The sequence below is a fragment of the Desulfobacterales bacterium genome (assembly GCA_034520365.1).
Lineage (GTDB): Bacteria > Desulfobacterota > Desulfobacteria > Desulfobacterales > Desulfosalsimonadaceae > M55B175.
Genome location: JAXHNP010000008.1, coordinates 127,809 through 148,655, shown reverse-complemented (window position 1 = coordinate 148,655; position 20,847 = coordinate 127,809). Strand labels below are relative to the sequence as shown.

The following is a 20,847-nucleotide window of genomic DNA, read 5'->3' as shown; positions in this document are numbered from 1 at the left end:
CGGCCCTATGCCGACGACAGAGAGGATACGGCCGCCACGGCCACCGTCACGTTGCCGGACTTCACCTTGGGCACCAGCAGTCTCGCCCTGCCGGCTGCCCGTATCGCTGCTGCTTCGCATACGCTGTTGACTCCCATATGTTTTTCGACCATCGCCGACGGGGTTTTCACCCCCTCGACCGCGGCCAGTATGTCGCGATCATAGCCTTCAAGGGGTCTTTTAAAATACCCGGCCATGGCCGGCAATCCCGGTTCGCTCAATTTTTCGGATATGGTGGCAAACCTCCGGATACTGGCCCGGCTTAACCGATGATCCTCAAAGACGGCGCAAACAGCATCAATTACCTCCTGCGATGCTGTGCCGCTGTTGCAGCCCACGCCCACCATCAGACTTTTCGGGCGCAGCACCAGAACCTCATCCGGCAGATCGCAAATCAAATGGTCCACAAAGACCCCCGGCCCGTTTCCAAAGCCGGCGTCATTGTCCAAATCCGTCCATTCCCGGAGCCTGTCATCCAATATATGATACGGGTCATGGCGCCGGACCGATCGCCCTGAAAGAAACGCCATGCTCACGGCCTTGACGGCTGCCGGGTTTTCCATCTCCAGGTCGTATTGCCCCGCGATCCGATCAATGGCCGGCACGCCGGCATTGTCCGTGGCCGTGGATATCACCGGCACAGCCCCGATGCAGCCGGCCACGGTTTCGGCCAGGGCATTGGCCCCGCCGGCATGGCCGGAAAGGAGGCTGACGGCGAACCGGCCCGCATCGTCGACTGCCACCACTGCCGGATCGCTGGTTTTGCTGCCGAGAAGCGGTGCGATCATGCGCACGGCAATACCGGTGGCCATGACGAAAATATGGGCCTCGTATTGATGAAACGCTTCCCCGACGGCATCAGCCAGCCGGGCAAAGCCGAACGCCCCTGCCGGCGGCGGGTCAACGGCCCGGCCGGCATAGATGACGGCACCTTCAATCTGTCCGGCGATGGCTTCGGCAAGCCGGGCGCCGGACGGTGTAACAGCCCATACGGCTTTCGATGCGTTATGGACCATCCGACGAATCCTTTCCCTGGCGATAGCCGTGGGAAAACCCCCGATCATAGAGTTTGGAGGCGACAAACGCCTCGTCCGGCTGGGCCACGGCCTTTCCCGCAATAATGACGGCCTGGCCGGTAATGCCGCTTTGCGCCATGGCCGCCGTCAACTGCTGGGCCGTGGTTCGGATTACCTGCTCGTCGGGCTGCGAGGCCCGAAAGACCACGGCCACGGCGGCGTCTTTGCCGTAATGTTTAACCAGCACCGGCTGCACCTTTTCCACCAGCCCACTGGACAAATAAATCGCCATGCTGGCCTGGTGGGCGGCCAGCGAGGCGAGCTGCTCGCGTTCCGGTACGGGCGTGCGGCCTTCCATGCGGGTCAAAATCAGCGTCTGGCAGACCTCGGGCCGGGTATATTCCAGCTTGAGGGCGGCTGCGGCGGCAAAGGCCGCTGTGACCCCGGGGATAACCCCATAGGGCACCGCCTGCCGGTCGAGTTCGGCCATCTGCTCGGCAATCGCGCCGTACAGGCTCGGATCCCCGGAATGCAGGCGCACCACCTTTTGTCCCGCCCTATGGGCCTCGACCATGATGTTTACGATTTCCTCGAGGTGCATGCCCGCGCTGTTTTCCTTCCGGGCGCCTTCGGCCCAGCGCACGGCGGCATCCGGGACCAGGGAGCCGGCGTAGACGACCAGGTTGGCTTGCTCTAAAGCCTTCTTGCCCTTCACTGTGATTAACTCCGGGTCGCCCGGGCCTGCGCCGACAAATTGTATGGGATGTTTATGCATAATTAAAAGTCCTTACTTTTCCTCGCCGACAAAACAAACACCGGATTGCCCGCCGAAAGACGCATCCCCGCCGGCATCCGCGCACCTTTCGAGACCTGGACCTGAACGAGTTCGGTTTCAAAATCCTCCGCGTTTAAAATGTCCAGACAGGCGGTTACGGTTTCGATCACCACGGCATTAATGACGATCCGGCCGCCGGGCTGGAGTCGCTTAACAGCCGTGTTTAATATCTCCGGCAAGGCCTCGCCGCCGCCGCCGACAAAGATCCGGTCCGGGTCGGGCAGCGCGTCCATGCCCGACGGCAGCTGCATTTCATGGACGAACATGTTGGACACGCCGAATTTTTCGATGTTTTGCCGGATATTTTTTACCCGGTCCGCATTTTTTTCCACGGCCTCGATCCGGCCGCCCGTAACAAAAATCGATGCTTCAACGGCCACGGCCCCGCTGCCGGCACCCAGATCCCACATGACCGAACCGGGTTCCAGGCGCAGCTTGGCAATGGATACCGCCCGCACCTCGGCCTTGGTGATCATGCCCCGGTCATGGGCGTAGTCTTCATCCGGGCCGCCGAGGCCCGGCCGGCATCGCCGCTCGGCTTCCGGCCACAAAATTACGGCATTGGGTTCGGAAAACGTACGCCCCGCCGCCGCTTCCGGGACCAGCCACTCGACCCGTTCATCGGCTTCCCCCAGCCGCGAGACCACACAAACCCGCCACCGGCCGGGCGCATGCCCGGCTGCCATTTCCGCTGCATACGCCGGGGTATGCCGGCGGTCCGTAAACACAAAAACCGGGCGAAAACCGCCCAGGGCGGCGCACAAACCGGATTCGCCGTCCCGGCCGTGCAGACTCACCACGACGGCATCCGCCCAGGATTTGCCGATCCGGGCAAAGGCCTCGGCCATCACGGAAACATTGGGCAAAATTTCGACGTTTTCTTCGCCGAGCGTTTCCGCCAGCGTCGTGCCGATGCCGTAAAACAGCGGATCGCCCGTGGCCAAAACCACCACGCGGTGATCTTGCATCGCGCCGCGGATTTGATCGATCACATCGGAAACGGGTGCTTTGATTTCGACTTTCCGGCCGGGATAGCCGTCAAACAACGCCAGGTGGCGCTTTGCCCCGACCAGGATATCCGCGGCATCGATGGCCTCGCGATGCCGGGAGGCCAGATCCGCCCGGCCGACTCCCATGCCGATGACCCGGACTTGCTTCATGATTGCACCCCATGTTTTTCAGCCGTTGCCGCCACGGCGCCCTCGTAATCAAACAACACGGCGCGCACGTTTACCCGCCCGCCGGCAAAAAAATGGGCCGCGGCCGCCATTTTTTCCGCCACATCCGAAAACACGGCCGGACAGGCTTCGCAGAGTATAAAAAACGCTTCCCGCGCCGTATTGGCGCCGCCAACCCTTTCCGCCACTTTGCTTTCCGCACCGGCTGCCGCCGCCCAACGAGCGAGGTCTTCTAATACCATCCGGGATTTCGCCGCGTGGGTGTGGGGCACGCCTTTGGCCATTTTCACCGCCTTGCCGAAAAACGCGGCCAGAACCACATTTCCGATGCCGCGCTCGGCCATGATGGTCATGGCCTTTTCAAAATAATCGCCGATCTGGACAAAGGCTTCGGCCGGCATTTCGGCAAACATGGCCTGGGCATGCCGCTCGCTTCGCCTGCCCGTGGTGCAGACCACGGTGTCCAGGCGCGAGGCCGCGGCCACGGCCACCGCCGAGTCGATGGTGGCGATATAGGCCGCATGGCTCATGGGGCGGACCACGCCCGTGGTGCCGAGTATGGAGATGCCGCCAACAATTCCGAGCCGGGCGTTTAAGGTTTTTCGGGCAATGGCTTCGCCGTCTGCCACAAAGATTTCCACTTCGATTCCCCGGCCGTCTTCGGCATTTTGGATCCCATTTGCCGCCACCGCTTCGATGGCCTGCGTGATCATTTTCCGCGGCCCCGAGTTGATGGCCGGCAGGCCGACCGGGACCTCGAGGCCGGGCTTGGTCACCCGGCCCACGCCTTCGCCGCCGGTGATCTGCACGCCGTTTTTTCCGGTCCTTTTCACCCGGGCGCCGATAATCGCGCCGTTGGTCACATCCGGGTCGTCGCCGGCGTCCTTTTTCACCCGGCATTCGGCAACCCCGCCTTCCCGGCGGCATTCTTGGACGGAAATGGTCCAGGTCCCACCGTTTAACAGCGCCACATCAACTTCAGCCGGTGCGGATTGCCCATAGAAGACCATGGCGGCAGCCTTTGCCGCGGCCGCGGCCGCCGTGCCGGTGGTAAATCCGGAACGCAGATTTTTTCGCCTGTTGCGCTGTCTGCTCATGCGATGAAATAAAACCCCACTGCTACCAATATGATGCTGGCCACCCGGAAAAACTGGCCGAGCAACAGGATCTGCAGCCCCAGTTTCGGTTGAAAGATTCCCATGTAGCGCGGCAGCTGATGCCGGATCGCCCGCACGGGAAAGGCGATGACGTTTCCGGCGATCAGGGCGAGCACCGTCTGTTTCACCGTGATCACCCCCTGGTCGAGCAGGGCGCCTGCGGCGGCAAAGCCGGAGGTAAACTCGGCCACAAAACTCAGCACCACCACGGACAACGCTTCCACGGGGATAAAGCCCACGGTCAGCGTCTCGGCCAGCCAGTGGCGCACCAGGGCAAACACGCCGAGGGCGTTTACAAAATAGATGGCCACGTAAATGGGGACCACATACATCAGTATCGTGGTATACCGGGCCGGCAGCCGGCGGCGGATGGCTGCCAGCGCCCCTTCGTTTTTGCGGCTTTCGGTGCGCCCGACCGCCTCGGCCTCGCTTTCCGGCGCGGCTTTCGGCTTTGCAAAAAACCGCCCGTAGACCACGAAGGCCACGGTCCGCAGCAATACTGCGGCAAAGGTCAGGGCGAAATACAGGACCCCGGCGGTCTTGGTCAGCGGCACCACGATAAAAAAGGTCGTGGGCAGGTGCAGGAAATAGGCCGGAAACTGGTTGATAAAATTGGTCAGCATCACCTGCTGCTTTGAAATCTTTTCTTCCTGGTAGTAATCGACCAGCATGGCGTTGGCTGAAACGCCGGAAAAAAACGCCGTGGAAAAGGCCGCACTGCAACGGTGGCCCAGGTTGGCATAGGAAAACAAGGGACTTGCCAGCGCCCCGATTTTTCGGGTCCATCCCCGGGCCTCGATGGCCTGGGCCACGGCCAGTCCGAAGCCGATAAACAGGCAAAGCCGCAGCAGGGGCATCAACAGCTTGTCCCAGGCCGTTGCCAGCGTCATATCCCCGATAAAAAGCAGTCCGGCACCGACCATCACCGCCGAGATGGTCAGCGAAACCGCAAGCGCCCGGTATTTCGGTCTGCTTTTTTTACCCATGCCCGTTTCGATGCTTTGCCATAATCAGGGTCCAGTAATCGGGCGGCGCCGTTTTAAACTCCCCGATATTTTCCACGATACGTTCCCCGGGCAGTCCGCAGCTGACCACCCCGATGCTTTCATCCTCCCACCCGTGCTCGGACAGCGCGCTGCTGATGTCGGAAACGTTTTTGTAGGCCTTTAAAAACACCACGTTTTCCGAGCGATTGCCGAACTGCCGGAACCGGTCGCCGCCCTTGACCCCGGACATGATCAGCAGGGACTGCTCGCCCTCGACCAGCGGCCGGTTCACCCGGGCCGCGGCCGCCTGGTAGGAGGTAATGCCGGGCACGGCCACCATCTCCACCTCCGGGGCGATTTTTTCCACGTGCCGGGCCAGGTACCCGTAGGTGGAATAGGTCAGGCAGTCGCCCAGGGTCAGAAAAGCCACGTTTTTGCCCTGCGACAGCGGCTCGACAACCCGGCGCGCATTTTCTTCCCAGGCGCGCTGCAGCACGTCGGCGTCCTTGCTCATGGGAAACGCCAGCATCCGGACTTCGGTGTGTTCGGGCACATAGGGTTCGGCGATCTTGACGGCCAGGCTGTAGCTGTTTTTGGTCGAACTGGCGGTAAAGATCACGTCGACCGTTTCAAGCATCTTGACCGCCTTGATGGTGATCATGTCCGGATCGCCCGGCCCCACGCCGATGCCGTAGAGGGTGCCGTATTGGTTTTCCATAACCATTGCTCCTTTGGGGTTCGTCACAAAATAACTTGAACATTTGGCTTGTTCTTTTTCCCGTCTTCTTTGTTGCTGCGTCGGTCAAATAGCTTGCTATTCTCCCTCCTCGCGCCTCGAAGACGGAAAAAATTCCGGCGCCAAAATTGCCCAACTTATTTTGTGACGAACCCGTAATAAGTTTTGGCCAGCAATATAAGAGCGTTGACCACGGCCGCCGCCACGTTGGAACCGCCCTTCCGCCCGGTATTGGTGATGTAAGGGGTATCGACGGTCAGCAGTTCGGCCTTGGATTCGGCCGCGTTGACAAAGCCCACGGGAAAGCCAACCACCAGCGCCGGATTGGCGATGCCCTGCCGGATCAATGCGATCAGGCGCATCAGGGCCGTCGGGGCATTTCCGATTACGTAGATGCCGCCGGCCATGGCGTCGGCGGCGACGTCCACGGCGGCTTCGGCCCGCGTGGTGCCGTTTTTTTCGGCCATATGGGCAATTTCCTGCGATGCCATGAAACAGGCCGCCTCGCATCCATATCCGGCCAGGTCCTTCTTGCGTAGACCGGCCAGCGCCATGCTCGTATCCGTGATGATCGGACGGCCCTGCTTGATCGCGGCGATGCCGGCATCCACGGCCTCCGGATGAATCCGCACTGTGTTAAGGTATTCGAAATCGGCGCTGGTGTGGATCATCCGGGCCACCACGGCCCAGTGATGCGGTGCGAATCCGTGTTCGCCGGCTTCATTTTTAATAATTTCAAAACTGGTTTTTTCGATTTCATCGGGCCGCATGGCGTGCCTCCTGTTCGGCTTTGTATTTCCGGCAGGCCGCGGCAAAGCCCCGGCCGATTGAAGGGCGGCTTTTGAAATGCAGGTGCACGTAGCTGCCCAGACACCTATGGATCAGCCAGCCCGGGCATCCCCGGTCCGCGCCGCTTTTATCGGTCGCCCCATAGGCCGGCAAGGCACCGGCGGGCGCATCGGTTTCGGCCAGGTGCGAGTAGTGAAATTCATGGCCGCGAACGGTCGTACCGGCCGGCCCCAGCGGCGTGTCGCGGACGAATTCGATTTCCCGGTAGCCCAGGGCGGCCAGGCGCTGCTGCATGCACACGTCAAAGGCAAACACGCCGGCCATGTCATAGGGGCGGCCGTCGGCGGTTACCAGTTTCCGGCACAAGTACATGAACCCGCCGCATTCGGCATAAACCGGCATGTTCGATGCGCAAAGGTTGAAAATGGTCTCGCGCATAGAAACATTTTCAGATAATGCCGCCGCGAAAAGCTCGGGATAGCCGCCGCCGAAATAAAGACCGTCCACACGGGGCGGCGCGGCATCGGTCATGGGCGAAAAAAATTGAATGTCGCAGCCGTTTTGCCGAAGCACGTCCAGGTTGTCTTCATAGTAAAAGCAAAACGCCGCGTCCCGGGCCACCCCGATGCGGAGGTCGGGTGCCGGGGCAGCAGACATGCCCGGCGCATCCGGTTCATCCGGTTCATCCGGTTCATCCGGTTCATCAGGGGTCACTTCGGGCAGGCGTTTTACAAGAACGTCCAGATCCAGGCGGGCCGCTGCCATGTCCGCCAGCGCATCGACGGCGGCGTCGGACAATGCGTGATCGTCTGCCGTGTAAAGCCCGAGGTGGCGGTCCGGGATCGTCACATCGGCGTTTCTCGGGATCGCCCCCAGCAGCGGCACGTCGGTAGTGCCCGCCAAGGCCTGCTGCAAATACGCCAGATGCCTGTCGCTTCCCACGTTGTTGGCCAGGACGCCGCAAAAGCGCAGGTCCGGATCGAAATCCAGAAACCCCTTGACCAGGGCCGCAAAACTTCTGGCCATACTGGATGCATCGACGACCAGCAGCACCGGCAGCCCGAGCCACTTGGCCATCTGGGCCGTCGATCCGGACTCGCTTGTCCCGTCGTAGCCGTCATAAAGACCCATGACCCCTTCGGCTACGGCGATGTCGGCATCGCGGGCCGCATCGGAAAATATCTGCCGACACGTCGTCCGTTCCAGCATCCAGCCGTCGACGTTGCGGCTGGTGCGGCCGGTCACCCGACCGTGGTGGCCGGGGTCGATGAAGTCCGGCCCCACCTTGAACGGCGCCACCTGCAGGCCCTTTTTTTTCAGGGCCGCCATCAGGGCCAGGGTGACCGTGGTCTTGCCGGAGCCGCTTATAGGGGCGGCGACCACGAAGCCTTTTATTTTTGAGTTGTTGCGGGTCATATTGAGTTCGATTTTAACCTGACTTTATTTTCACCACAGAGGACACAGAGATCGCAGAGAAAAAAATTTTCCCGGTTATCCGATCGCGCCTCGCGCCGGCCCCTTCATTAACTATTGGTAATTGGCAATTCACCATTCACAATTCGTTTTTCGTTTTTCCTTTTTCCCAACTCTGAACCGGCTTGCCGCAGGCGATGGGCGGCTACTTTTCGCTTTAATCTTCCGGCCCTTGTTTTCTAAGGCGCATCGGCCGGGGGCATTCCTGCCCCCACCCCGCTCTCACTGCCCGGCTCGACAAAACGCTTCTTTTGTAAAGGACTCCATAGCCATTCAAAATCACTCGGCTTCGATTCGGCGGGGCTTCCCCCACCCGATGCGCCTAAGAAAAACTACGGGCCTACAGATAAAGTCGCTCAAAGCAGCCCCCCATCGCCTGCTCAGTTCCCGGCTTTAAACGGCCGCCACACAATTTGATTTCCGGCATAAATCCCCTTACAGATTATGGGTAACTGACCATTTAAAAGGCCGGTTTTACATGATCCGATACTGTACAATGCTGCCCTGACCGGCGGCGTGGAAAAGTTGGTTTCCGAGCGGAAATTAAGCGTCGAAGACGCTTCTGGAGCGAGGAAACTTACTTTCCACGCCGCCGGTCAGCCGAAATGCTACGGGCAGATTTTGCAAAAAGCCGCCAAAACAGCCCCCCATCACCTGCTCAGTCCCCGGCTTTAAACGGCCGCCACACAATTTGATTTCCGGCATAAAATGCCTTACAGGTTATGGGTAACAAAACAAACGGCTTTTCATAGTCCGATACGGCACAATGCTGCCCTGACCGGCGGCGTGGAAAAGTTGGTTTCCGAGCGGAAATTAAGCGTCGAAGACGCTTCTGGAGCGAGGAAACTTACTTTTCCGCGACGCCGGTCAGCCGAAATGCTACGGGCAGATTAACGCCCTTTCGATTCAGTGCCGTATTCCGTCAAACCCGAACCAATCTCCTGTCTTGCCGCTGCATTAAAGTGCTCCGGGTACAGGATCGCCCCGATCCGGCAGATGCCGTCGAGAAGCCGCAGGGTGGGCCGGGACACTTTGGTTTCATCCACCAGATGAACCTCGCCTTTGCGGACGGCCGTAATCACATCAAAACCGGGCTCGTTGACAATCTCTTCGACCGTCACCCGGTTCATCACGCCTTTCTGGGCCAGGTATACGTCGATTTCGCCGGCGTGCGACAAAATTTTTTCCTTGCCGTAGGCGGCGATGTTGGTGGCCCGCACGGCCGTCGCGTCGGCGGCCACGTTGATGCCGCCGGCACATGTTAGTGCAAACAGCGGCATGGAACCGGGCGTAAAGGTTTTGAACCGGTCATGGATGGCCTCGAAATAGACGTGCTTTTTCGATTCAATGCCGCCGGCAATCTCGCGGGCCTCGGCAACGCCGTCTTCAAAACGCCGGATCATTTCTCGTGCAGCGGGTTCCTTTTCAACCAGCCGCGCCAATATCTTCCAGTACGTCTTCATTTCCGAAACGTTTCCGGGCTGCAGCGACACCACCCGGACGCCGAAGTCTTGCAGGCGGTCCATCAAATCCGCGTAGCCGCGGTCGTGCATGGGCCGCACCAGCAGCAGGTCGGGCCGGGCCGCCAGGAATCGTTCCGGGCCGTCATGGACCGAAAAGCCGGGCAGGTCTTCGGCGGCCTTAAGGCGGTCGCTGCTGCGGGACACCCCGATCAGGGCGTCAGCAGCCCCCATGGACAGCAGGTTTTCCGTATGCGCCCCGTAAAGCGAAATAATGCGGGAAAAGGGCTTTTCCACCCGGATCTTTCGGCCGGCGGCATCCACGATGCCGTTTTGGCCGAAAAGGCCCATTTCGGCGGCAAAACCCGAAACCGCAGGCAGCAGTAAAAGGCCGAGGGCAATGAAAAGAACGAATCCAAGGCGGCTTCCTGCTCTGCCGAGCCAAAAGTCTCCGCAGTGCATTGACTTCCAGCCCCAACTCTGCAGCTTCTCGAGGTCATTTTCGCGAAGGCGGGAATCCATTGAAATCGGATAAATATGGATTGCGGCTAACGCCTTGAACTGAGACCTGCCTCCCGATGAAGACCGGGACAAGTTCTCGGCAATGACGAATGACTGTCTTTTTCTCATCTTAAAAACACCACCTGCGGGGCATTCACTGCCGCCTCGTAAGTGAGGCGGACGTCGACTTCAAATACCGCCCGCAAAACATCTGCATCAAAAATCTCATCCGTTTTCCCGGCGGCGCTGACCCGCCCGGCTTTCATGAACACGAATTGGTCGGCGTAGCGCGCGGCCAGGTTGATGTCATGCATCACGGCCACCACCGTGGCCCCGTCACGGCAAACGCGGTCGGCGGCCAGGTCGAGCAGACGCAGGGCGTGCTTGACATCCAGGTTGGCGCACGGCTCGTCGAGCAGCAAAACCTGCGTCTGCTGGGCCATGGCCCGGGCAAAAATCACCCGCTGCTTTTCGCCGCCGGACAGTTCGGTCATATAACGGCCGGCCAGATGATCGGCCCGGCAATCGGCGAGCACCGAATCCACGAAGGCCATGTCGTCAACCGATGGTGCACAAAACCGGCCGATATGCGGGTACCGCCCCATGGCCACCACTTCCCGCGCCGTGTAGGGAAAGTTGACCCGGTATTCCTGGGGCACCAGCGCCATTTGCTGCGCCAGGTTCCGTTTGGCGAAGTCCGGCAGGCGATGGCCGTTATAGCGGATTTCACCACCGTCCGGCCGCTTGTGTCCGCACAGCAAATCAAGCAGCGTGGTCTTGCCGCACCCGTTGGGACCGATCACCGCGTAAAACCGGCCCGGCAAAAGCGAAAGCGATACGCCGTCGACCGCCGGATGGGCGCCATAGGCGTATGAAACGTTTTCGAGTTCAAAACCCATGGCCCATCGCCCCCATCTGCCGTCGGCGGAATACGTAACAGAAAAACGGTCCGCCGATTAAGGCGGTCAGCACCCCGATGGGCAGTTCCGACGGCAGCACCGCCCGGGTTACCGTGTCGGCGGCCAGCAGCAGCAATGCGCCGACCAGAAGCGATACCGGCATCAGGCGCCGGTTGTCCGGCCCGGTCACCCCGCGGACCAGGTGCGGCACCAGCAGGCCCACAAAACCGATAATGCCGGTCACCGACACGCAGACCGCGGCCATGAGGCTGACGCAGACCAGAAGCGCCGGAGACAATCGTTTCGCGTCCACGCCCAGCGATTCCGCCGTTTTGGTGCCCAGGGAAACGGCGTTTAAATCCCGGGCGAAAAACAGACACACGGCCGTGCCCAGCCCCGTCACCGCGGCGATGATGCCGACGTCAGCCCACGTTTTGGACGCCAGGCTGCCCATGAGCCAGAACACCAGCACGGCCACCCGTTCATCGGCCAGGTATTTCAGAAAACTGATGCCGGCCGATAAAATGGCGGCCACGATAATGCCGGACAAAATCAGGTTATTGGAGGAAAACCCGCCGGCCGATCCGGCCAGATACATCACCACCATCAGCGTGGCCACCGCGCCGGCAAAGGCAAACAGGGGCACAGAGTAACCGCCCAGCCATTCAATATTGATCAGCAGCGCAATGGAGGCACCGAAGGCCGCGCCCGCCGAAACGCCCAGGGTATACGGATCGGCCAGGGGATTGAGCAGAATGCCCTGGTAGACCGCACCCGAAACGGCCAGCGCCCCGCCCACTATGGCAGCCGTTAAAATGCGCGGCAGTCGGACATCGACCACCACGGCACGGGCCATGGGGTCGATTGCGGCCGCCAGATTTTCGCTGCCGGTCAAGGCGGAGGCCACGATCCGGATCACATCGGATACGCCGACATGGACGTAGCCCATGCCCGCCGCTGCGGCCATCAGCAGACAAAGCAGTGCGCCAAGCACTGCCAACTGCGGCCAGAGTCGCCCGTTTCGCAGTCGATACCATGTTGTTTTGTCGGTTTTACGATTCATAAAATAAAAAAGCCCTCCCAAGCCTTTGGCTGGAGAGGGCTGCACCCGTCTTTCTTGGCCCTTCTTATGTTATTGTCCGACGATGCCGCGCGTCCAGACACATGTTTTTCCAAGGCAGGTCTTCTGGCTCTCGGATCGTCCTACTTTCCGCGCCTTCCCATTGAGCGGACCTTTTTAAAAAGGCCCGCCGAAAACCAACAGTGGCGTTTTGCGGATTTCGTCCCCGATCACAGCGGCGGGTCCGCTCCCGATTTTCACGGGATTCCCTGTTTGTGCCCGATTCCGGGCACCTTAAAACGACTAAATTACATGCAGCGACATCGATTTGTCAAGGAAAAACACATTAACCCGGTCGGGATTCATCAAAATAACCACCTTATATTTTTAAGTTTTTTCAAATGATCCCATCGTTTAAAATCGAACCGGCATCAGGATTGCGTCTTGACAGAGTGTTTTCAAAAGGCTATAAGCGCTTCCTAAATTTGAATGGTGTTTCAGGCAAACGGAATCCCGTGAAAATCGGGAGCGCACCCGGCGCTGTAACCGGAAAAGAAAACACCGACGCCCCAAAACGCAGGTCACTGTTTTTAAAGAACGGGAAGGCCGGCGGCGATCGGTTCCGGAAGCCAGAAGACGTGCTTGAAAGGCCGTAATGACGGGATCTGATGGTAAAGGGTTCCGGCGGGAGAGTGATCTCCGGTCGGAACCCTTTTTTTTGGACCAAACAATTTTGCAAAACGGGAAAAGGAGAACCGCATGACCGAAGCACTGAAAACCGCCCAAGCGCAAAGCGACCGGGAAAGATCGAATAGGAAACGGCTACACGATACCATTGCATCCATTGGCCGGCCCGATGACCCCACGCGGGAAGCCGCCAGAAAACGGCTTTCCGAACAGGCCAAGCCGGCCGGCAGCCTCGGCATGCTGGAGCATTTAAGCGAGCGGCTGGCCGGCATTGCTGCCACGATAGACGTCCGGCTCGACCGCAAGTGCATCGTGACCTGTGCCGGCGATCACGGCGTGGTCGATGAAGGGGTCAGCTGCTTTCCCCGGGAAGTGACCGAGCAGATGGTCTACAATTTCATAAACGGCGGGGCTTCCATCAACGTCCTGGCCCGGCATGCCGGGGCAACGGTACGGGTGGCGGATATCGGCGTTGACGCCGATTTCGCCACCAACCTGCCCATGTTTCACAAAAAAGTCCGCAAGGGCACTTCCAATTTCCGCCGGCAGCCGGCCATGGACCGTTCGGAAGCCGTCGAAGCCATCAATGCCGGCATCGCCATTGTAAACCAATTGGCCCAAGATCAGGGCCTCGACATGCTCGGCACCGGGGATATGGGCATCGGCAACACCACGCCGTCAACCGCTGTCATTGCGGCGTTTTCCGGCATTGCCGTTGAAAAATTGACCGGTCGGGGCACCGGGATCGACGACGAGGGGCTTGCCCGCAAAATCAAGGTGATCGAAGACGGCCTGGCCGTCAACCGGCCCGACCCGAACGACCCCATCGACGTGCTGGCCAAGGTGGGCGGATTTGAAATCGGGGGGCTGGCGGGGCTGGTCATCGGGGCTGCCGCCCGGCGCATCCCGGTGGTCTGCGACGGCCTGATCGCCACGGCGGGCGCGCTGATCGCCTGCGAGCTGGCGCCGGCGGCCAAAGCATATCTGTTTACAAGCCACAAATCCGTGGAAGTCGGCCACCGGTACATGATCGACCGCCTGGAGATTGCCCCGATCCTGGACCTGGGCCTGCGCCTGGGCGAAGGCACGGGTGCCGCCCTTGCCATGGAAATCCTGGATGCCGCCACCCGGGTGCTGGCCGAAATCAAGACCTTTGAGGAAGTGGCCGTTACCAATGCCCGGCAGTGAATGGGAGAGCCATGGTTGAAAGCCAAAATCCGGTCATCCGGAAAAATTCAGTAACGTATAAGACAAGTTTTCGAAATCGAAATCGAAATCGTAATCCAAATCGAATGCTCCGATTTCGAAAGGGATTTCGATTTCGATTTCGAAAAAGCCTTTTTCAAACATTAAAATTCATACGCCAGCTGTGCGGTGATCACCGTGTTGTCATCATCGTTTTCATAGGTTTCCCGGAGATATTCCAGGCCGAGAAAGGTCCCGGGCAGCGGGTGGCAGAAGGCGACGGCGCCGTAGCGGGTTTCGGCCAGTGCATCTGCAGTTCTGTCATTCCTGCCTATGAGAAGGCAGGTCTCAGGTATCTGGCGGATGCGCTGCCGCTTATCCGCCCTACGCCTGGAGTCATTGCCGCAAAATTTCAGCCTAAATTCAGGTTCAAATAACCGGATTCGGTTTTTTACTCGGCCTTCAAAGCGGACAAGGCGCTTTTCAGGTGCCCCACCCAGATATCGACAAAGGCATCATATTCCGCGGTGCCCTTCATCACGGTTTCACATTCGATGCCGGCGTTTTCGAGCACAGAACGCCAGGAGTCTTTGCCGGAGCCGGCCATGTCGTTTTGTGCATGATCGCCGGCAACCGACATAAAGGGCATCAGCCAGGCTTTTTCCACACCGTTTTCCTTTACCTGATCGATGATGACATCCGCCTTCGGAAAACCTTCCACCGTGCCGACAAACACGTTTTCATCCGCGAGCTGAAGCCGCCACATCAGGGCGGCGTATACGGCATTGGCCGGATGATGGGTGCCGTGGCCCAAGAGCACCACCGCCTCATCGGCCGCCCGTTTTTCCGGGATGGTGGCAAGTATCGCCTGGGCTACTTTTTCCATATCCGCCGGCCCGCCGAGCATCGGCAGCCCGATACGGACATGATCAATGCCTTCGGGCATCTGCTCAAAGCGCTCGGCCACGCGGACCAGGTCATGGTATTCCGCACCGGCAATCGTGTGCAGCGACTGGACGGCCACCGCCGTAAAACCCGCATCGGCCATTTCGGCCAGGGCCTGGGCGGGCGAGTTCAGCTTTTCTCCCTGTTTTTCGAGTTTGTCCCGGATAATACGGGACGTGTAGGCCCACCGCACGGCAATATCCGGAAACGCGGACCGCACCGTTTTGTCGATGTGGTCGAATGCCGCCTGGGCTTCGGGCAGGCTGGAACCGAATGCCACCAGCAAAATGCCCTTTTTTTGGGGCTTATGGTGGTGATGGCCATGGCCATTGGCCGCAGTCATGGTACCGGCAATCAGCAATACGCTTAGAAAACCGACAATTGCCATCTTTTTCAGATCGTTGCGCTTCATATCCTTCTCCTTTGCTTTGCGGCCTTTCTGTTTAAAATCTGCCCACCGCCAAACGATTTGTGATTTTGCCGGAATCGGTGGCATTTTAATGCCGGCCTGACGGATGTAAAACGAAAAAAGCCCTCCCAAGCCTTGCGGCTTAAGAGGGCTGCACCCGTCTTCTTGGCCCTTTTTATCGCATCAAAGCCGCACGTGGCCGCGCGCACGGCAAATGATACAAGCAAAAGGCAGGTCTTCTGGCTTTCGGATCGATCTACTTTCCGCGCCTTCCCGTTCCAAGAACAGTGGCGTTTTGCGGATTTCGTCCCCGATTACAGCGGCGGGACCGCTCCCGATTTTCACGGGATTCCCTTTTGAGCCCCTGTGGAGGGCACCTTCGCTTCGCAATTATTTTTAGAAGGTCCTAACGGAGCGGGCAAACCATGTCAAGTCGATTTTGGCAAAATAAAGGAGTTAAGACGCTCGCTGTTGGTGATGGTGGAACGGGGGGGGCGTTCGTTGAGCGCCTATACCGCCGGGTCCAGCACCTTTCGAACAGTTTTTGCCAGTTTTGCATAGCTGACGGGTTTCATTAAAATACTGCCGATGCTTGGATCTTTTAAGAGGTCGTTAGATTTCTCACTGAAACCCGTCCAGAGAATCACCGGGACGTCTTGACGAATTGTTTTTATGGAACGGGCGAGCTTATCTCCGGTCAAGTTCGGCATGGCCATATCTGTGATAACAAGATCAAATTGGGTCGGGGCAGACCGAAACGTTTCCAGGGCTTCCAGGCTATCGCTTATCGCTGTCACCTCATACCCTAAATCTTGGAGGCTTTGCTGATGCACTTCCAATACATTCCGTTCATCGTCCACAATAAGAATATGCTCCGTTCCACCCTGAAGCTGTTCATCCCTTTGTAATCCGCAATCCTCAGCCTGCCATTGCGATAACGGCAAGTAGACCTCAAATGTTGATCCCCTGCCAGGTTCACTGCGGACTGAGATATGGCCGTTATGCGACTTGACAATACCATGAACAATAGACAACCCTAAGCCGGTGCCCACCCCTTTTTGCTTGGTTGTAAAATAGGGCTCAAAAATTTTATCCAGGTGCGTTTTTGGAATGCCGACACCTGTGTCCTTGATCATGATCCGGACATATTCGCCGGGCGACAGATCCGGATATGTTTTGTTCGTGTTCCGATCAAAGTTGATTGGCGCCACGCAAATCTTCAGCACCCCTTCCCGGTCCTTCATGGCATGAACCGCATTGGTGGCAAGATTTATAATAATCTGATGAATCTGGGTGGCGTCGGCATGAATAATTAGATGTTCGCTGCTGATATTCTCCTGAAAATCAACGGACGTGGGAATTGTGGAACGAAGCATCTTTAATGCTTCTTTAATCAATGGAATGATGGGCGTAGGTTTTTTTTCCTGTTCTTCGCGGCGGCTGAGCGTCAAGATTTGTTTAACCAGATCGCTTGCGCGATTACCGGCATTCAGCACAGAAGATAAATTTTTATGTAAATCCGTCCCTTTTTGCACTTTGCTCATTGAAAGTTCGGTATAACCGATAATAGCAGACAGGATGTTGTTAAAGTCATGGGCAATCCCGCCCGCTAAGGTTCCTATGGCCTGCATTTTTTGGGCTTGCTGCAGTTGTTTCTCGATCTCTTTTTGATGCTGGTCGGCCTTTTTCTGTTCTGTAATGTCGCGCACAAATACCAAAGCGCCATCTTTCTCCTGGTATTTAAACGGCACTGCTGAAATTTCCGTATACACAGTACTGCCATCCATTCGCAGGTATGTTTCCTCGCGGTGCGGGATGGGTTCTTTCTCCTGATTCAACCGCCGGATACGCTTTTTGATGGCCTCCCGGTGATCTGGATGAAATCGATTGATTACCGGTTCCCCGATTAGTTCTTTTGCGGTTTTGGCGCCGAAAAGCTTCAGCGTTGCCGGATTGAAATATGTGAAGCACCCGTCTGTCTGGATAAAAATGGCATCCGGGGCATTTTCAACCAACAAGCGGAAGTGCGCTTCCGAGTCCTTTAATTGCTTTTTGGCTTCCTCGGATTTTTCTCTCTCAGTTCGATAATGGCTCAGCGCAAAATCGATGACAAAGGAGATAATCAGAACAGCGATTAAAAAGGTTATATAATTGTCGATGTATTTTATGTGGCGGCTTTGATAGGCCACAATCAGACCGGGATACGTATATTCCAGGAAAAAAAGCAAACCGGTCACTAAAATAACGGTAAAAAGGGATAAAATCCGCTCTTTTCCTTTGGCAACCAGGTTGATAACCGATACAACGATAAGCGCAATCAGGGCGATTGGCCCTGAAATACCGCCCGCATTAAACCAGGTCAGACACACAAGCGTGCAGACCGATATCAGCACCAGCCAGTATACGGCTTTGAATGCTTTTTTGAATCGACAGAAATAATAAGCGATCCCAAAAATCACACAGCTGAATAATGCGACTAAAATCATTTGAAAGGGCAGGCCGATTAAATAATTGAGCGCCACACTGATAAAAAGCACAACAGTGGTTAAAAAGCAGACCCCGTTAAGACACCGGTGCTCCATGGAAAAATTATTTCTGTCCCCTGTTATTTGAGCCAGCAATTTGTCCATTTTTTCTCGCATGCCTATCGTTTGGTGATGCCACTGGTTATCGCTCATTACTTCGAGATTTCATCCTTCCTAAATTGAGCGCTCGATTTCGGTCCTTTTTGTTATATCCCGCCAACAACCTTTAATTTTTGTGCCTATTATCATTTTCGCGGGTTATATGCAAAGTTTTGCGTGCCTGTCTCCCCGTTTTCGAAGCGTTTGCTCAGGTGTTTAACAGAAATGGCGTCACGCATGATTTACCCTTCAGGCTCACCTAAACCGACAGTTTCTCCCATTTCAGAATCTGGGCCACGATCATCCCGGCGATAAAGCCGGCGGCCAGGTTGGCAGCCAGGGTGATGCCTAATATCAGGGTGGCGACAAAAAAGTCTTTGCGGCTTTCAAGGTCCATGATGGTGAGTGTCAGCTGGGCGCCGGCAAATACGAGCAGCACGCCCAGGATGGCCATGGGCAGCAGGTTAAACACGCTTATGATATTTTCGCCCAGCACAAGCGCCAGAACGGCAAAGATCAGTCCGATCATCAGGTTGGACCCGGCTGTCCTGGCACCAAAGCGGTAATGGGCCGCCAGTCCTCCGGCCCCGTGGCACATCGGCATGCCGCCCAGCACAAAGCTCATGAAATTGGCAAGCGCCATGCTGATACAGGCTTTTCTGTTGGTCACTTTTTTGGATCGCTCCCCGAAATATTGCTTGGACAGATCGGTGTAGGCAAGCACCGCATTGCCTATGGTCATGGGAAGCTGGGGCAGCACCAGGGCAAACAGGGCAAAGGTAAAATCCACTTTTTCAGGCAGTCCGAAGGAAAACACCTGCGGCACATGAAACCCAATACCGCCGCCGCCAAGGTCCACCCTTGCGCCCAGGGCAAGCCCGGCAGCCAGGCCGCCCAGCACAACGATCAAACCGGCTGGAAACTTCCTGTTATCCAGCAAAAGAAGGGTAATAACGGCTGCGATGCCGCCGATAATCAGGCTGATGGGCAAAGGGCCGATGCTTTGGAAGGCCAGGTAGGGTTCGACTGCGTCGTGGATTTCCTGGAATTTCGACGTGCCAATGATAAACTTGATGCCGCCTGAGATCAGAAGCGCGCCCGTGGACAACTGGACCCCCCGGATGACCGAGTGCGGGGTGGCCTTGCGGATCAGATCAATGGCGCCGGTAGCCCCGACGATCAAAAGAAAAACTCCCATGAGCAGTGATGAAGCCAGAATCTGGTCTGCGCTCAGGGATGTGGCAATGGCATAGGCGCCGATGACCTTCATGGGCTGGACCGGAACCGTGACGCCGAAATAGATCCCGGACAGAATGAAAAACAAACCGATGCTCAAAAACAGGCCCAGCGGATCCAGTCCATTCACAAGCACCATTGCAATGGCAATGGGCAGAAGCGTTCCCAGATCGCCCAGGGAGCCTGCAAGCTCCAAACGGTTGAATTTGAAACGTTCAGACATGAAATTTTCTTTGCTTTCACACATAAATGGCAAAAATACTGTCGCCGTTCGGATGGCTACAGCAGATCACTGGCCAGTTCGGCCAATTCAGAGCGCTCCCCTTTTTCAAGGGAGACATGCGCATAAATCTTCTGGCCCTGCATTTTCTCGATCAGGTAGCTCAGGCCGTTGGACAGGGTGTCCAGATAGGGATGATCAATCTGGTAAATATCACCCGTAAAGACGATCTTGGTCCCTTCCCCGCAGCGGGTGATAATGGTTTTGATTTCATGGGGGGTTAAGTTCTGGGCTTCGTCAACAATAAAAAAGATTTTCACCAGGCTTCTGCCCCGGATATAGCTGAGCGGAGCAATCACAAGCTTGTGCGCCTCCAGCATTTCAGTAATCCGGCGGTGGGAGGGTTCATTTTCGGAAAATTGATTCTGAATGACTGATAAATTGTCATACAAGGGCTGCATATAGGGATCGAGCTTGGCGGGGATATCGCCCGGGAGGTAACCCATATCCCGGTTGCTTAAGGGCACCACCGGCCGGGCCATGAATATCTGCCGATAAAAACGCTTGGTCTCAAGGGCGGCGGCCAGGGCCAGAAGGGTTTTTCCGGTACCGGCCTTTCCGGTGATGCTGACCAGGTGGATATCAGGGTCAAGAAGGGCGTTCAGGGCAAAGGTTTGCTCCGCGTTACGCGGCGTGATGTTATAGGCGGTTTTCTTGTCCACCCGCCGCAGGATCTCCGTATACGGGTCATACCGGGCCAGCGCGGATTTCCGGTTATTGCGCATGATCAGGTATTCATTGGAGATAAGCGGCGGGTTGATATCCAGCTCCGCGAATCCAATCTCATAGGGTTTCTGATACAGCTGGTCGATTAGCTCCCGCGGAACGTATTCAGCCACCCGTTTGCCGGTATACAAGGTGTTGATATCCCGCACATGGTCGGAAGTATAATCCTGCGCCATCAGTCCTATGGCTTTGGCTTTCATGCGCAAATTGACATCTTTGGTGAGCAGAATGATGGCGGTATCGGGTTTTTCCTTGGCCAGGTAGTAGGCGGTGTTTAATATCCGGTGATCGTGCTTGTGACTGGGGAAATTGAGCGACAGATCCGTATGAAACTCCTGCTCCAGCTTGACGGAGATTTTTCCGGCCTCCGGGCCGAGCCGGACGCCGCCGTTAAACAGCTTGTCCCCGCTCAATGCATCGAGCGTCCGTAAAAACTCCCGGGCATGAAAATTAAGGGTTTCATTACCCTTTTTAAACTGATCCAGTTCCTCCAATACGGAAATCGGAATTACGATGTTGTGCTCCTGAAAGTGATGAATACAGGAACTGTCATGCAGAATAACATTGGTGTCCAAAACAAAATTTTTCTTCTGTTCACCTTCCATCGGCAAAGCCCCTCCCGCAAT

The 20,847-nt window shown here is 57.1% G+C and carries 17 protein-coding genes and 3 riboswitches; of the genes, 2 read left to right on the top strand and 15 right to left on the bottom strand.

Features of this window, described 5'->3' with window-relative positions:
- Window positions 1–5 precede the first annotated feature (5 nt).
- The 11 genes from U5L07_19495 to U5L07_19445 form a co-directional block, all read right to left on the bottom strand.
- Window positions 6–1,055: a cobalamin biosynthesis protein gene (locus tag U5L07_19495; GenBank protein ID MDZ7833932.1), complete on the bottom strand. Its 1,050-nt coding sequence runs from the start codon at window positions 1,053–1,055 to the stop codon at window positions 6–8.
- Complete coding sequence (gene cobM / locus U5L07_19490) at window positions 1,045–1,830, bottom strand: precorrin-4 C(11)-methyltransferase (GenBank protein MDZ7833931.1); 786 nt, start codon at window positions 1,828–1,830, stop codon at window positions 1,045–1,047. Before cobM ends, U5L07_19495 begins: the two co-directional genes overlap by 11 nt.
- Before the next feature lie 2 nt (window positions 1,831–1,832).
- Window positions 1,833–3,050, bottom strand: coding sequence for a precorrin-6y C5,15-methyltransferase (decarboxylating) subunit CbiE (gene cbiE / locus U5L07_19485; GenBank protein MDZ7833930.1), 1,218 nt, complete (start codon window positions 3,048–3,050; stop codon window positions 1,833–1,835).
- Window positions 3,047–4,165, bottom strand: a complete 1,119-nt coding sequence (gene cbiD / locus U5L07_19480) for a cobalt-precorrin-5B (C(1))-methyltransferase CbiD (protein ID MDZ7833929.1) — start codon at window positions 4,163–4,165, stop codon at window positions 3,047–3,049. The genes cbiE and cbiD overlap by 4 nt, the downstream gene beginning before the upstream one ends.
- Complete coding sequence (locus U5L07_19475; protein ID MDZ7833928.1) at window positions 4,162–5,211, bottom strand: nucleoside recognition protein; 1,050 nt, start codon at window positions 5,209–5,211, stop codon at window positions 4,162–4,164. The genes cbiD and U5L07_19475 overlap by 4 nt, the downstream gene beginning before the upstream one ends.
- Window positions 5,204–5,929: a precorrin-2 C(20)-methyltransferase gene (gene cobI, locus U5L07_19470; protein MDZ7833927.1), complete on the bottom strand. Its 726-nt coding sequence runs from the start codon at window positions 5,927–5,929 to the stop codon at window positions 5,204–5,206. Before cobI ends, U5L07_19475 begins: the two co-directional genes overlap by 8 nt.
- Window positions 5,930–6,084: 155 nt before the next feature.
- The gene (locus U5L07_19465) at window positions 6,085–6,717 is read right to left on the bottom strand and encodes a precorrin-8X methylmutase (GenBank protein ID MDZ7833926.1); all 633 of its coding nucleotides are present in this window, start codon (window positions 6,715–6,717) and stop codon (window positions 6,085–6,087) included.
- Window positions 6,704–8,152, bottom strand: coding sequence for a cobyrinate a,c-diamide synthase (locus tag U5L07_19460; protein MDZ7833925.1), 1,449 nt, complete (start codon window positions 8,150–8,152; stop codon window positions 6,704–6,706). Before U5L07_19460 ends, U5L07_19465 begins: the two co-directional genes overlap by 14 nt.
- A gap of 947 nt (window positions 8,153–9,099) precedes the next feature.
- The gene (locus tag U5L07_19455) at window positions 9,100–10,131 is read right to left on the bottom strand and encodes an ABC transporter substrate-binding protein (GenBank protein ID MDZ7833924.1); all 1,032 of its coding nucleotides are present in this window, start codon (window positions 10,129–10,131) and stop codon (window positions 9,100–9,102) included.
- Between the two features lie 164 nt (window positions 10,132–10,295).
- Window positions 10,296–11,069 carry an ABC transporter ATP-binding protein gene (locus U5L07_19450; protein MDZ7833923.1) on the bottom strand — a complete coding sequence of 258 codons (774 nt, stop codon included), beginning with the start codon at window positions 11,067–11,069 and terminating at the stop codon, window positions 10,296–10,298.
- Window positions 11,059–12,132: an iron ABC transporter permease gene (locus U5L07_19445; protein MDZ7833922.1), complete on the bottom strand. Its 1,074-nt coding sequence runs from the start codon at window positions 12,130–12,132 to the stop codon at window positions 11,059–11,061. Before U5L07_19445 ends, U5L07_19450 begins: the two co-directional genes overlap by 11 nt.
- 95 nt (window positions 12,133–12,227) lie before the next feature.
- Window positions 12,228–12,441: riboswitch (cobalamin riboswitch) on the bottom strand.
- Between the two features lie 141 nt (window positions 12,442–12,582).
- Window positions 12,583–12,790, top strand: a riboswitch (cobalamin riboswitch).
- Between the two features lie 98 nt (window positions 12,791–12,888).
- Between U5L07_19445 and cobT the strand changes: the two genes are divergently transcribed.
- Window positions 12,889–14,004: a nicotinate-nucleotide--dimethylbenzimidazole phosphoribosyltransferase gene (gene cobT / locus U5L07_19440; protein ID MDZ7833921.1), complete on the top strand. Its 1,116-nt coding sequence runs from the start codon at window positions 12,889–12,891 to the stop codon at window positions 14,002–14,004.
- 11 nt (window positions 14,005–14,015) lie between these two features.
- Complete coding sequence (locus U5L07_19435; GenBank protein MDZ7833920.1) at window positions 14,016–14,438, top strand: hypothetical protein; 423 nt, start codon at window positions 14,016–14,018, stop codon at window positions 14,436–14,438.
- Between the two features lie 14 nt (window positions 14,439–14,452).
- Here the strand turns inward: U5L07_19435 and U5L07_19430 are convergent, their stop codons facing one another.
- The 4 genes from U5L07_19430 to U5L07_19415 form a co-directional block, all read right to left on the bottom strand.
- Window positions 14,453–15,358, bottom strand: a complete 906-nt coding sequence (locus U5L07_19430) for a sirohydrochlorin cobaltochelatase (GenBank protein ID MDZ7833919.1) — start codon at window positions 15,356–15,358, stop codon at window positions 14,453–14,455.
- A 208-nt stretch (window positions 15,359–15,566) separates the two neighbouring features.
- Window positions 15,567–15,751: riboswitch (cobalamin riboswitch) on the bottom strand.
- A gap of 113 nt (window positions 15,752–15,864) precedes the next feature.
- A complete protein-coding gene (locus U5L07_19425; GenBank protein MDZ7833918.1) occupies window positions 15,865–18,033 on the bottom strand; it encodes an ATP-binding protein in 2,169 nt (722 codons plus the stop codon).
- A 205-nt stretch (window positions 18,034–18,238) separates the two neighbouring features.
- Window positions 18,239–19,438, bottom strand: a complete 1,200-nt coding sequence (locus U5L07_19420) for a putative sulfate/molybdate transporter (protein MDZ7833917.1) — start codon at window positions 19,436–19,438, stop codon at window positions 18,239–18,241.
- Window positions 19,439–19,494: 56 nt separating this feature from the next.
- Entirely contained in the window at window positions 19,495–20,826 is a 1,332-nt protein-coding gene (locus U5L07_19415; protein MDZ7833916.1) for a PhoH family protein, read from the bottom strand.
- Between the last annotated feature and the right edge of the window lie 21 nt (window positions 20,827–20,847).